Raw genomic sequence first — 13,363 nt, 5'->3', positions numbered from 1 at the left:
TATGGTTGTTCTTGCCCGATTCTGATGTTGAAAATCCTTTTCGCTAACGGGTAAATTGAGACCCACCTTCGGCGGCCACCCAAGGCCTTGTTTATCACAGTTCGCTGCCTGGCCGGTTCGTAAAAGACCGATAACAAGTATGAACGTGATAAGCACTCACTAGGCATAACTCGAATAGTCATGTGGGCCTCGAGCCCGAATAGCAAGGCGGAGATAGCTTATCTTATGGAACCTCAAGAGATCAATGTCGGTATCGATACCAGCAGTAAACAACTCGATATTTATGTGAGACCTATTGGCCAATTCTATAGTGTTACCAATGATAAAAATGGTATTAAGGATGCCATTAAACAACTACAACCTCTTAAACCTGAAAGAGTATGGATCGAGTCCACAGGAAGGCTAGAATTAGAATTTGTCTGTGCTGCTCATAAAGCGGGACTGCCGATAGTTGTTTGCAATCCTTCACAAGTAAGAAACTTTGCAAAGTCAGCAGGGCGGCTCGCAAAAACAGATAAGCTGGATGCAATTGATATCGCACATTTTGGTGAAGCAATGAAGCCAAGATTGTCATCGATCAAACCTGAAAAACTAAGAAATATCAGTGATTTGCTGACGGTCAGGAACCAGTGCTTAGAAATGAGCACAATGCAAAAGAATCGCCTCAAGAGAATGCCTAAGTCTGTTCGCAAGCCCATTCAGGCTATCTTAAAGGCCATCAAAAAAGAGCTAGAAGGAGTCGATAAGCAACTTGATAAACTTGTTAACAGCGTTGCCGAGTGGCGACAAAAACGCGATCTCTTATTAAGCGCTAAAGGAGTCGGCAATGTACTGGCTTACACGCTAATGAGCGAACTTCCTGAGCTGGGCAAGCTGAACCGCAAAGAGATTGCGGCACTTGTGGGTATCGCCCCGATGAATCGTGATAGCGGCAGCTTCCAAGGTAAGCGCTATATTCGAGGTGGGCGACATCGTGTACGCACGGTTTTGTTTGTTTCTATGATGTCGGCAATACAATGCCACCCTAAATTAAAGCCAATGTATGAGCGCCTGGTCGCTGCTGGTAAACCAAAGAAAGTAGCCCTTATCGCATGTATGAGGAAGCAACTTACCATTCTAAATACGATGGTAAAAAACAACACTTACTGGGATGAGAAAATGGCTTAAATACTTGACAAAGGACCATAGTCACTTGTTATGCGATTACTGCAATTTTAATATCCGTTGTTTCAAGTTTCTTGAGTTCTCGCGACTTGCTTACTACCTCATCAAGGTATGTATGATAATCAGAACCCGATTCTATTAGATTTATGAGTTTTTTGGAGAAATCTTTTAACTCTAACGCCCATTCCGTATCAAGCGAGTTTGAAACAACGCTCTGAAGAAATGAAATTGCCTGAGCCTTATCTCTTGCTACAGCGCATGCAAGTCCTTGGTGAAACTCGCCCCATATCGTAGGTCTAATTTCTTTGAAAGCGGAGATGATATACCTCTTCATACTTTCAGGAGTAGAAAGTGACTCTCGTATCTCCAATACTTTAGATTTCGCTAGTTCCGCAAATGATCTCGCACCTTCTTCAAATTGTTGGTCGTTTTCGTACTCTACAAAGCCTTGCTCTCTGTAACCGACATCAAATGCATAGTGCTCTTTGGGATACCATTGCCAATTTATCCCGATATTTAGGTATGTTCCTTTAGACCACCCCGAAGGCTGGAATTCAATTACAGTGATCCACCAGCCATTATCATCAAGCCAAATGCGTGATTGTCCTTTTCGCTTCACACCAAGGGGCTTTAAAATTTCTCGTGCAACTTTGTTGATGATTTTACTATGCTGAGGTGTACTCACGATCTCTCTCTCGCATAACGCCGCTAGCAGGGGCAGCCGGAGCACAGCGTAGGCTGTCCAGCCCGGGGCCCCGCAGGGGCCTTGGGCGATCTTGCCTAGCCTGGTTATTGTGGCCGCACTCTGAACCAGCTACTAGCACTATGCCAGCCACGAATTGGCTGGCCACTGCCTAAAATTTACGAGGAAAGAATACCGCGCTTTCCCCAACTATTTTTTATCTTACGGGCACTCTAGAGGAATACTCTGAGTTGCCCCATCCTGCCGGACCTGAGCGAACGCTCTAGGAACGAACATACTTGAATAGCAACCTGCCAAACTGGCATCAATACTGGATGCTATTTTTGGCACTGAAACTCCAGCAACCTCGGATAAACGGAAAAAATTTGCCGGCACCAATAACGCCGCAAGCAAAGGCGAGCGATAGCGAGTCCAGCACCGAAGGTGCGATTTTGGCTTGCTTTGTTATGCGATAAATCTATTACTCTCGTACCCATTTAAATAGTTCTCCACCGTAGCCATCTTGCGTATTGAAACGAATTTCACCTGTGTACATATCATGAAAACGGCAAAGCAACTTTACTTCTCCGTTCGGGCTATTAAATTTCCATGGAGATGCTTCAAATAGTTCTTCTGACTCTAATCTTTCTCCATTTTTACTCAAATACCAACTTTCGCTCTCTGCTTCGTGAAGTTTCCGAAATATTTTTTCCTTGTCTGGATCTAAAATTAAGCGCCCCTGAATAATATATTCGTCAATCTCCTCGATCTCTAAAGAAAATTCTACGTCATGATATTTGATATTCAATGATAGCTCTCCTTAAGCGCATAACGTTGCCAGCGTGGGCTGTCCCGCGGAGGCGCGCAGCGCCGGAGCGTACTGCCTGGCCTGGTTATGTGCTGCTATGCCCACTATTGTTTCCTTCGCGTAACATTGATTCAAAGAGAACTATTAAGAACGCCCCACTTACGACGGGAAAGATAATACCAAAAACGAGCATAACCAAGGCTACGCGCTTACTCCCAGCTTTGTATCGCCTGTAGCCTTCAACGAAGGGGTACAGAAAGAACCCTGCTAGAACTCCGTAGATAATTAATGTGGGAACTTTGAATAGGATGCCGTCTCGAAAGCCATCAAGGCCAAACAGATAGATTGCCGGGTAAAGCAAACCAGCGAGCACGAAAACAACAATCAAATAGAGCCACTTGCTCAAAATATATCTCTCATGTTTGGGGCACATAACGCCCGCAACAGGGGCGACCAATGCTATGCGCATTTTGTGCGAAACTGGGAGCGTAGCGACCCGCACATAATGCGCATGGCGTTGGGCGTCCCGCGGAGGCCCGAAGGGCCGTTGCATACTGCTTGCGATTGTTAGCATTGGTGCTCTCCGAGATAATTGAGCAGCTCACCTAATTGAATTTTTGGTATTGCTTCAAGTGAAATTGACGATGCTCCATCCGCCGAAAATACCTCGAGGGATTTAATATAATTAGGAACATGTGATTTTATGAAAACCTTCTGAACTTCATGAACCTTTATTTTTACATAATTTCTTGAGCCAACATTCTCTGGAAGCCAAACCTCACCATTACCATATTTTATTGAAAGTGGCTTATACCGAAGTGTCTTCAGCCCAAGTAAAATGAAGGCCAACCCAAAAACGCCAACAGATATGCTGAAGAAGGCCAGGGTTTTAAGATTCATAGATGAAGCCCAAAACAGATAAGCACCCGCTATTGTGGCTCCCCCAAGTATTATCTGAGCAACTCCATTTCCGCGATATCTAAGTTCGATGATTTTCATAATGCTAACGTTGCCAGCAAGGGCAGCCGAAGCGGAGCGTAGGCTGTCCAGCCCAGCCAGCAGCTGGGCGATCTTGCCTGGCCTGGTTATAGCTGGCGCGCACTGAACGACCTACTTGCTCTCTGCCAGCCACCTATGGCTGGCCACTGCCCGATAAATATACAGGGAAAAATACCATACTTTCCCCACCAATTAACTAGCTGATTGGCACTCCATAATGGTGCAACTGACTTGCAGGGATTGTTGACTTAAAACGAAGGCACTTGAACGAAACTGCGGTGCTAGCTTGTAGGAAAACTCTCAGGAAAAGCATGCGCAGATAGAGATTGATGCTTGCAGCAACTACAAAATATCTAAAAATTGACCATCTCAATAATGGGCCGGAACGTAGCGGCGAAGCCGCGGAGTGAAAGTCCAGCCCCGCAGGGAAGTCGATGATTGATTTGTTATGATTTTTCCTCACTTTCTATACACTACAATTTTAGTGAGAACCCCCGCTTCATTAAACATAAATCCGGATATTTCGTTCGTAGCAGTGTCATACATATACACGCTTCTACCATCTGGATTGTTGTCTATATAAGCAGGCTTCCCAAGTAGCGCAATTGTATCTTCCTGAGAAGCTTCGCCAACTTTTAGTGCACTATAGTCAAGGCGCGAGGCCTCTCGTACTTGATTTGTACTACATGAGGTCAAAAATAGTACTGCAATGCAGAGAATAACTTTGATTTTCATTTCAACGCTCTCTAAGAATCATAACGCCGCCGGCAGGGGCTGCTTACCTTGTGCGCATTTTGCGCAAAAATGGGAGCGCAGCGACCTGCGCAAAAAGTGCACAAGGTAAGCTGTCCCGCGGAGGGTCGCAGGCCCGGAGCAAATTGCCCGGCTTTGTTATGAGCTGGGCCAAATAGGGCTCTCCACGTCATCGTAAAGCACCCCGACATTTACACAATCAAGACGGCCAAACTGAAACTGCAGCTCCAACCAATGTTTATCGTAAGACGCAGAAATAAATGAACCATAATCTTCAAATTCAGCCTGTTCTTTCAGAAATTCGGTAACGTAAGCTAAAGCCTTGTTTTGTGATACGCCAATTAATTTTTTTCCAGCTAGGGAAAGCTCAGGATTATGGATCTCTATCCAGCTTAAGCGATCTTCATTATCTGGCTCAAATGAAAGCTCTAAGCTCAGTATGTTGAACTGTAACCTTTTGCAGCCTTCGTCAGTCCTATATGCCTTGTTAGGCCGACCTAGCAAAGCAATAGCTTCGGTTTCCGTAACACCGAATCGAATAATGTCAGTTCCAATTCCAGGAATCACTTCCATCTACAATGTCCATCTAGGCTCATAACGCCTCAATAACCGGCAGCTGGAATGAAGCGAAGCGTAGTGTAAGCTATCCGGCGCCGAAGGGGCGAAGTTGATTGATTTGTTATGTTTTTAGTCATACTCCCAAAGCTCCGCTTCACTCAGGTTTATTGAGGCTCCGTCTTTAAGCCTAAAGCCAGACTGAAAACATGAGATTGAACCAAACCAGGACTTTTTACGGAGTTCTATTATTACTGCAAGGGCACCATCTGGGTCTCTTTCGCTCCATGCCAGAAGCGGATACTCCTTGCCAAAGATATCGTATGTCCGTTCGAGCATGTTTTTACCGAGAGTGTCTAGCTCAGACTCAGCTTTAAGCTTTAGCTCCTCACGAACTCTCATCAACTCTTCTTTTATCAGATCAATCTTGCTCATGGTTGTGAAACTGGCGTCTACTTTTCGTGGGTAACTCTGAAACATAATGCTCACCGCACAGGCGAGTAACTTATTGCGAGTCCAAGCCACGAAGTGGCTGATTGTGCCGGTGCTTGTTATGCATTTTTGCTCTCGATCGTTGGGATTGCATCAGAAAGTATAGAAATACAACCATTTGTAGTACCTACAAACCACTCTTTAATGTCTATAGCTTTACTTATATTTAGCACGCCAGGCTCGCAAGCTTCTCCATTGCTCCAACCGCCAGCCAAAACTTGAAAGACGTGAACAGGTGAAGTAAAAGCATCACTTTCCCAGTAGCACATTAGATCGCCCTCATCTAGATAGCGATAGCCGCGAACGAATTCAAAATTTACAATGAGGTACATACGGCTTCCCTTTACATCAACCGTATCTACAGTAATTGTTAAACCATTTTCATCGTCACTAACTTTGAAAATATCACTTTCATGTTTGCCTTTTGTATGTTCTTGGCCAAATGCTACAACTTTCATGAAATCAATTTATCCGATGCATAACGTTGCCAGCAAGGGCAGCCGAAGCGGAGCGTAGGCTGTCCAGCCCAGCCTCCGGCTGGGCGATCTTGCCTGGCCTGGTTATAGCTGGCGCGTACTTAACGACCTACTTGCTCTTTGCCAGCCACCTTTGGCTGGCAACTGCCCTATAAATTTACTGGGAAAAATACCATACTTTCCCCACCAGTTAACTAACTGACTGGCACTCCACAATGATGCAGCTAGCTTGCAGAACTTGTTGGCTTAAAACGAAGGCACTTGAACGGAACTACGGTGCCCACTTGCAGGAAAACTCTCTGGAGAAATGTGCTCAGGAAGAGATTGGTGCTTGCAGCAACAACAAACTACCTAAAAATTGACCGCCACAATAACGAAAATAGATATGCGGAACCGTTAAGAAAGTTGGCAGTGCCTTTGCCCAAGCAAAGGGAATGACAACTTTTAGGTTTCCGCATCATCGGGTTGTTATTTGTTGCTCGTGGTACTCTGTACAAATTCACTACAAATACCTTTCTTCTTACTGTCTACCACGATTCGGAGAGAGAAATTAGCAGCACTTGGTTCGCGGCCTTGCTTCGAAGTGGCTGCGCCGTCCGCATCAACTTCGTTATGCGAGCGTCGCTGAAGCTTCGAAGCTTACACGAAGGTCGAACCGTTGACTATGGGCTTTCCCGCCAATACTGTTTATTTATACAGCGCTCTAACAATCACCCGCTATTCTTAATTGAATCCCTACAAAACTGGAGCGAGCGACCAATAACGCCCGCAACAGGGGCGACCAATGCTATGCACATTTTGTGCGAAACTGAGAGCGCAGCGACCGCACAAAATGTGCATAGCGTTGGGCGTCCCGCGGAGGCCCGCAGGGCCGTAGCTTACTGCTTGCGCTTGTTAGCCATTTCTTGGAGCTGCGTCAGTCCCTCTTTACCGATATCCCCGAGCGAGCGAGTGTTTGAACAGGAACTAATTTCTGGAATCGAACCAGTTTTCCCAAAAACTACATACTTGTATCCTACCACCATGTGAGACGCACACATATCTTCGGAAAACAATGTATTTTTGACAGTTTTGGTATCTGCTACGCCTTTAATTTTTTCTAATACAACTAGTTCGTTTGTGACTACGCCATTTTCACCAAGTGTTGAAGACTGAACCTGACCGAGATAAACATAGTCAGATTCCAAATATCTCTCCTCAAGCGGAGCATCTACGCAGTAGCAACCGAACGCCAACTGAGCTTTAAACAGCAATAATAATATTATGAATATCTTCATTCTAAGACGACCTTATGGCTAACGCCGCGCTCGGGGGCGGCTTGCCTTGTGTGGTTTATGTGCAATTCTGGAGCGAAGCGACGGCACATAAAGTGCACAAAGTAAGCCGTCTCTTTGCAGCGCTTTGTTATGCATTTAGCTAAATCCACTTTTTCTGGATCTTGGGATTCCCCAAGAAAAAATCTTTAATTTCAGAAAACTCTTCTGTGATGTAGTTTTTATTATTCATTAAAGCGACAGGCCGTTCTGGAGATGCTGAAAAATGCAGCTCAATAACATTTAGAAGTCTAATGTACACGATTTTTTCAAGATCAGCATATGAATATTGTCTAGTAATTCTCTCAGAAGATTTAATATAAAGACAGCTATCTGTCACGACAAAATTTCTCGTGAATAAAGTGGCGTATTTAAATAGTAGGTACGAAGATCTACTGAAGATAATAGCTACTGGGATGAGGACAGAACAGATAAGTGCAAAATTAGCAATATCATCATGATAGGTCTCCTTAACGAGGACAGCTACCATTAAACCACTAACTGTGAGACTCAAAGCCAACATGATGACTCCCCCAAAATACTTCATGAAGTAGCCCAACCAACCGTAAGATAACTCAACTCTCATTTTCTATACCAGGATGCGTAACGCCGCCAACACGGGCCGCAATGCAGGGGCGAAGCCCCGAAATGGAGGTCCAGCCAGCTTTGCTGGCGGTCGTGCTTGGCTTTGTTATGCATTTGTAACTTCCCACCAGAAATATACAGCTACGAATAGGATTCCGACCACAAATGGCAGTATTTTAGTAAATAGACTTTGTGGCTTGGGACGCAAATGCTCAAATTCAGGCATACCTTTTACCGCCAAATCGTCAAATATATACCTTAACCTTTCCATTTCTTTCTCTTCTCGATAGGAAAGTCGATCCTTCTCGGCTAGTTTCCTCATTTCAACCAGAGAATTATTTAGGGACTCTATCTCCTCGTCCGAAAGCAGCCCACTTTCGATAGCTCTTTTTTGTGCCTCATCGAGCGTCATGTCTAGCTGCATATTATTTTCCTTGGTTGGCATAACGCCGCCAGCAGGGGCCGAAAAACCAGAGCGAAGCGGCGGTTTTTTGGTCCCTCTGGCTGGCTTTGTTAGGGCTACACCAGATAACACGCACTAGACTCGACAATTTTCTCTGCCCCATTAATTAGTTTCCTAAAGAGTGCTTGCTCTTCGGTTGATAGTGCATGCTGAGTAATTACGGTTTCTGTTGTAGCAGGAGGAATCATAGCGTGATACAAGAGTGTTAACCCAGATGAACCCTCTATGAATATTGCCTCAAGACTCGTTTCACATTCAGAGCCCGATAAGTAAATATAGCGACCAATTGCTGCTGACTGTACCGAATAAGCTCTCTCCCACAGATTAAAGCTAGTTCCATCCACTTCCCCACAGCGAGGAAAGCTAAAGTCGCCTGAATTAGTTGCTGATTCCAAGACATCTAGTAGCGGAGTCACGGACTTAATATTACAGCTAAATACCCCGTTCTTTTCCTCAGATAGATACCCTTCAACTATATAGCTATGAAGAATCTCTGAAGGCCTACATTCCCACCCATTTAACTCTGAATCCGGCGGACACCAAAGTAAGTTAGCATCACCCTCAACTGCATATTCATACCGAGAGATTTCAACTCTGAGCGTCGTACCGAATTTGGGGACAATAGCATCAAGAATAACCTCGCTTCCGGTAAGGCGTGACTCATAGTTTGAACGCCAATTTGTCAGACTGTGTATTCGAATCATGCTCGCAGAGCCCTAACGCTGAGCTAACCGGCAGCCAGTGCGAAGCACGCTTTTGGCTGTCCGACGGAGGCCGCGTGCGGCCGGAGTGTAGTTGAGCGTTTTGTTATGTGCTTTTGGCATTTTTCCTGTTCAGAACCCTGTAGAGTAATGCTGTTGAAAATATTAGAGCAAATGATAAGGCTATACCCCATGGAAACCAGAACGCTACGTATTGGAACCCGTGATTATTAGCATACAAGTCAGGTGACGGATTCTTAGTCAATACTTCCATCATTCTTGACGCGTGTACCTCGCCGAGAAAATGGATGCCAACGGCCCCAAGAATAAAATATGTTGCGATAAAAATACGCCTGGCTTTCTTGCTCATTCGGGTCTCGATTTACACATAACGCCGTGCACACGGGCGCCGCTTGCGGCGTCCGAGCGGCGAAGCCGCGTTGTGCTGCACCTGGTTATGTGTTTGATTTGACGAGTTTTGATTTTGCATATTTGTAAACCACAAAAATGGAAAAACACCATGCGACTGCCTTAATACTGACAACAAAAGAGAACCAGGTTGGGCGTGTGCTGAACGAAACCACAGCTGCAACCCGTAGGTCTTGAATCTCTAAATTTACTGCTGCCCAATACAATTGGCTGCCAAGCCATATAGCTAGGAATATGGCTATTAAAAACCACAACAAACTATCTGTAATACTTGAACCTTTAGGTTTCATACCCTTCTCATGACACATAACGCTGAGCTAACCGGCAGCCAGTGCGAAGCACGCTTTTGGCTGTCCGACGGAGGCCACTTGCGGCCGGAGTGTAGTTGAGCGTTTTGTTAGGCATGCTCTCTACGCAGCTACTGAACACGGGTAACGCTCCCTTTGTTTGAAAACATTAAATGTTTTGCACGCTTAGTGGTAATGCCCCAATCGTCGGTTTTCCACCGCTGATCACCAGCCTCGGTTAGAAATAGGATGGTATTCCAAGACTCAGATTTACTCCAAGTCACTGCTATAGCCAGGGAGTCATTTACGGAGTAGTCACTAAAGCTCTCACCTTCGCGCTCACTTAGTAAAATGGTACCGTCCTTAATGAGGCTTTCTATGATGGTGGTTACTTCAATAGAGCTATGATCCCACTTCTCGAACTCCCATCTAAGCTCGATCAGGGACGACTCTTCTGATGCGCTTAGAGCGACAAGGAAGAAAGCATCTTGCTCAGTTATTATTTCCATATGATGCCTAACGCCCACAGCACGGGCGGCCGGAGCGCAGCGTAGGCCGTCCTGCAGAGGCCCGCAGGGCCGTAGCAACGTGCCTGTGATTGTTAGAGCGGTGCTTGCCCGTGAAACCCGACATAGAGCCCCTTTAGATTCTTAGGCATTACTTCCCAGTACGGCCGAGCATTATCGCTATTAACTTGCCAAAACAGATTCTCTACGAACGCGACGTCAATTGCTTTCATTATTCCACTTTCACCGTGCTCGTACTCTGAACTAATGATTTCAAGAAGTGCCTGATAATTATCAGCTGCCACTTTCTTTTTCATTTCGCTATTCAGGGCATTCGCTAGTGATTCAAACCAAGAATATGAAGAGAATTCCGTTTGGACCAACCTGTTCCAATAGTCATCATATAACTTGTCAGCATGTGCTGATATTTCAGGATAGGTTTCCTTAATTTGCCTACAAAAGGTATCTAAATCCATCTCGCTTCTCGGTCTGGAGTTCTAACGCCGCTAGCAGGGGCAGCCGGAGCACAGCGTAGGCTGTCCAGCCCGGGGCCCCGCAGGGGCCTTGGGCGATCTTGCCTAGCCTGGTTATTGTGGCCGCACTCTGAACCAGCTACTAGCACTATGCCAGCCACGAATTGGCTGGCCACTGCCTAAAATTTACGAGGAAAGAATACCGCGCTTTCCCCAACTATTTTTTATCTTACGGGCACTCTAGAGGAATACTCTGAGTTGCCCCATCCTGCCGGACCTGAGCGAACGCTCTAGGAACGAACATACTTGAATAGCAACCTGCCAAACTGGCATCAATACTGGATGCTATTTTTGGCACTGAAACTCCAGCAACCTCGGATAAACGGAAAAAATTTGCCGGCACCAATAACGCCCAAAGCAGCGAGCGGCGCAGCCGTCCGACTGCCTTTACTTGTTAAGTTTTTGTGGCTTCATGTTTAATGCCAATTGAAGGCCTTATGTTTATGTTGATAGCCTGATTAGGATTTATATCTATGCGAAAGCTATCTTTATGCACTTTTATATCCTGGACGTCTATCGCAGAATATTCGTAAACTTCTCTGTCGCCTAGCCATAGTATTATGCGAACATCTTTATGATACGGATGAATAGCAACCGTTAGTTTCAGATTTTCTTGAGTTGCGGTATAAACTGAATCATCAAACAACCATAAGTCATCTAGCCCCTGCCTTTCAGGCTCCCGCTCAAAAAGACCTAGTAGTTTGTATTCTTCTGCACTTATTGCTTTCATTGTGAAAACTTAACATTTATATAGTGATCATCACGACCACTATTATCTTGATTACTATTTCCGTTGCAAATTCCCGCCATGGCTCTGACTTGCCCTCAAAAATCAACTAGATACAATCAAGTGGCACCATCTTCACAAATGGAAAAATGGTCATCATGACCACTATCACAGATTTCTTGCCGCATCCAACCCGTTGATTTCATTAGGCTTTCATCACCAATCTACAAATACTCAGAAATAACGGTCACGACGACCGAAATCTCTGGTCTGTTTGGGTCACGAAATGGATGTAGGTTTCAAATTTGAAATTATTGAACTCTGGAACTACTAACTGGCACTCAAGCTGGGGGCCATTTCTTAGCTCCCGGCTTTGAACTCTCAGCTTTATTTCCAGTAAAGAAAAACCCCTTGTCCAATTGTCGATCTCAGAGCAAGGGGTTTTAATGTAGTAGTATTTACATTAAGCCGTTAGGCAATTCGCCCTGCACGCAGCCATTCAGATACGCAGAAAGCTAGCTCCAGCACTTGGTCGGCATTCAGTCTTGGGTCGCATTGGGTGCGATAGCAGCTGGCAAGATCCGCTTCGGAAATTTTCCAGGCGCCACCAGTGCACTCGGTAACATGTTCACCGGTCATTTCCAGGTGAATACCGCCGGGGTGACTGCCTTCGGACCAATGTACCGAGAAGAAGTCGCGGATCTCTCGTAAAACTTTATCAAAATCGCGGGTTTTGTAGCCATTGCCAGCTTTTACCGTGTTGCCATGCATGGGGTCGGTACTCCAGACCACAGAGCGCCCCTCTGCCTGCACTGCACGTACCAGTGAGGGCAGCTTATCGGCGAGGATATCGGCTCCCATACGGGTAATTAAGGTAAGGCGGCCAGCTTCGTTCTCAGGGTTGAGTTTATCAATCAAGCGCAGCAACTCATCAGGCTGCATATTGGGGCCGACTTTTACGCCGATAGGATTGCAAACCCCGGAGAGGAATTCCACATGGGCACCATCCAGCTGGCGAGTTCGCTCACCAATCCAGAGCATATGCGCAGAACAGTCATACCATTTACCGGTAAGGCTATCGGTGCGAGTGAGCGCCTGCTCGTATTCCAGTAATAGTGCTTCGTGTGAAGTGTAAAGCACCGTCTCTCGAATTGCGGGAGTATTTTCTGAGGTAACGCCGCACACCGCCATAAATTCCAGCGCTTCTTGCAGACGTTCGGCTAAGAGTGCGTATTTTTCACGCTGCGGATTGTTCTTAAGAAAGCTCAGGTTCCAACCATGCACCTGATGTAAATCAGCCAGGCCGCCCTGGGCGAAGGCGCGCAGCAGGTTGAGAGTCGCCGCCGACTGGTTATAAGCGGTGACCATACGCTGAGGATCTGGCTGGCGAGCTTCCGCAGTGAAGTCGATACCGTTGATAATATCTCCACGGTAACTTGGCAGCTCAACACCATTAATCGTTTCAGTATCGGCAGATCGGGGCTTGGCATACTGGCCGGCCATCCGAGCCACTTTTACTACGGGTAAATTACCTGCAAACGTCAGTACTACAGCCATTTGCAGCAGCACTTTAAATGTATCGCGAATGCGGTTTGCGTTGAAATCGGCAAAAGATTCGGCACAGTCGCCGCCCTGTAACAAAAACGCCTTACCCTCCGCTACCTGGGCCAATTGACGGCGCAGCTCACGCGCTTCGGCAGCAAATACCAAAGGTGGGTGGCCAGCTAACTGTTTGGCAACCTGGGCAACATCATCGGTGGAGGTGTATTTGGGCTGTTGGTGTGCGGTGAAGTTTCGCCAGCTCTGCGGGGTCCAGATTTGGGTGGGGGATTCAGACACTGGGACTCCTAGCTCAACTTCCATCTTTCACTCTTACATCTTTAGGTAAAA

Annotated in this window: 17 protein-coding genes; 1 reads left to right on the top strand and 16 read right to left on the bottom strand. The window is 46.0% G+C overall.

Annotated features, from left to right (window positions below):
- Positions 1 to 225 precede the first annotated feature (225 nt).
- Positions 226 to 1,167 (top strand): IS110 family RNA-guided transposase, encoded by a 942-nt coding sequence (locus ACJJH9_RS06930; RefSeq protein ID WP_444924739.1) that lies wholly within the window; start codon positions 226 to 228, stop codon positions 1,165 to 1,167.
- A 28-nt stretch (positions 1,168 to 1,195) separates the two neighbouring features.
- On the opposite strand, the gene ACJJH9_RS06925 is transcribed toward ACJJH9_RS06930, so the two are convergent.
- From ACJJH9_RS06925 to ACJJH9_RS06850, 16 genes are all read right to left on the bottom strand, one after another.
- The gene (locus ACJJH9_RS06925) at positions 1,196 to 1,849 is read right to left on the bottom strand and encodes a hypothetical protein (RefSeq protein ID WP_444924738.1); all 654 of its coding nucleotides are present in this window, start codon (positions 1,847 to 1,849) and stop codon (positions 1,196 to 1,198) included.
- 478 nt (positions 1,850 to 2,327) lie between these two features.
- Positions 2,328 to 2,654 (bottom strand): hypothetical protein, encoded by a 327-nt coding sequence (locus ACJJH9_RS06920; protein WP_444902876.1) that lies wholly within the window; start codon positions 2,652 to 2,654, stop codon positions 2,328 to 2,330.
- An 85-nt stretch (positions 2,655 to 2,739) separates the two neighbouring features.
- On the bottom strand, positions 2,740 to 3,060 hold the full coding sequence (locus ACJJH9_RS06915; protein WP_444924737.1) for a hypothetical protein: 321 nt from the start codon (positions 3,058 to 3,060) through the stop codon (positions 2,740 to 2,742).
- 161 nt (positions 3,061 to 3,221) lie between these two features.
- On the bottom strand, positions 3,222 to 3,653 hold the full coding sequence (locus ACJJH9_RS06910; protein WP_444924736.1) for a hypothetical protein: 432 nt from the start codon (positions 3,651 to 3,653) through the stop codon (positions 3,222 to 3,224).
- A gap of 459 nt (positions 3,654 to 4,112) precedes the next feature.
- Positions 4,113 to 4,388, bottom strand: a complete 276-nt coding sequence (locus ACJJH9_RS06905) for a hypothetical protein (RefSeq protein ID WP_444924735.1) — start codon at positions 4,386 to 4,388, stop codon at positions 4,113 to 4,115.
- A gap of 156 nt (positions 4,389 to 4,544) precedes the next feature.
- On the bottom strand, positions 4,545 to 4,979 hold the full coding sequence (locus ACJJH9_RS06900) for a hypothetical protein (protein ID WP_444924734.1): 435 nt from the start codon (positions 4,977 to 4,979) through the stop codon (positions 4,545 to 4,547).
- Between the two features lie 114 nt (positions 4,980 to 5,093).
- Positions 5,094 to 5,396 (bottom strand): hypothetical protein, encoded by a 303-nt coding sequence (locus ACJJH9_RS06895; protein WP_444924733.1) that lies wholly within the window; start codon positions 5,394 to 5,396, stop codon positions 5,094 to 5,096.
- A gap of 116 nt (positions 5,397 to 5,512) precedes the next feature.
- Positions 5,513 to 5,911 (bottom strand): hypothetical protein, encoded by a 399-nt coding sequence (locus ACJJH9_RS06890; protein ID WP_444924732.1) that lies wholly within the window; start codon positions 5,909 to 5,911, stop codon positions 5,513 to 5,515.
- Positions 5,912 to 6,807: 896 nt separating this feature from the next.
- Positions 6,808 to 7,116, bottom strand: a complete 309-nt coding sequence (locus ACJJH9_RS06885) for a hypothetical protein (RefSeq protein ID WP_444924731.1) — start codon at positions 7,114 to 7,116, stop codon at positions 6,808 to 6,810.
- Positions 7,117 to 7,345: 229 nt separating this feature from the next.
- Positions 7,346 to 7,828, bottom strand: a complete 483-nt coding sequence (locus tag ACJJH9_RS06880) for a hypothetical protein (protein ID WP_444924730.1) — start codon at positions 7,826 to 7,828, stop codon at positions 7,346 to 7,348.
- Positions 7,829 to 7,933: 105 nt separating this feature from the next.
- Positions 7,934 to 8,362: a hypothetical protein gene (locus ACJJH9_RS06875; RefSeq protein ID WP_444924729.1), complete on the bottom strand. Its 429-nt coding sequence runs from the start codon at positions 8,360 to 8,362 to the stop codon at positions 7,934 to 7,936.
- Between the two features lie 1,084 nt (positions 8,363 to 9,446).
- On the bottom strand, positions 9,447 to 9,710 hold the full coding sequence (locus ACJJH9_RS06870; protein WP_444901995.1) for a hypothetical protein: 264 nt from the start codon (positions 9,708 to 9,710) through the stop codon (positions 9,447 to 9,449).
- 128 nt (positions 9,711 to 9,838) lie between these two features.
- The gene (locus ACJJH9_RS06865) at positions 9,839 to 10,216 is read right to left on the bottom strand and encodes a hypothetical protein (protein WP_444909073.1); all 378 of its coding nucleotides are present in this window, start codon (positions 10,214 to 10,216) and stop codon (positions 9,839 to 9,841) included.
- Between the two features lie 92 nt (positions 10,217 to 10,308).
- Complete coding sequence (locus tag ACJJH9_RS06860) at positions 10,309 to 10,689, bottom strand: DUF7674 family protein (protein WP_444902864.1); 381 nt, start codon at positions 10,687 to 10,689, stop codon at positions 10,309 to 10,311.
- Positions 10,690 to 11,140: 451 nt separating this feature from the next.
- The gene (locus tag ACJJH9_RS06855) at positions 11,141 to 11,476 is read right to left on the bottom strand and encodes a hypothetical protein (RefSeq protein ID WP_444924728.1); all 336 of its coding nucleotides are present in this window, start codon (positions 11,474 to 11,476) and stop codon (positions 11,141 to 11,143) included.
- 468 nt (positions 11,477 to 11,944) lie between these two features.
- On the bottom strand, positions 11,945 to 13,312 hold the full coding sequence (locus ACJJH9_RS06850; RefSeq protein WP_444924727.1) for a class II 3-deoxy-7-phosphoheptulonate synthase: 1,368 nt from the start codon (positions 13,310 to 13,312) through the stop codon (positions 11,945 to 11,947).
- Between the last annotated feature and the right edge of the window lie 51 nt (positions 13,313 to 13,363).

This window comes from Microbulbifer mixtoriginis (SeqCode) (assembly GCF_052466715.1).
Note: the sequence above shows the minus strand (reverse complement) of the source record. Positions and strands in the feature narration are given on the sequence as shown.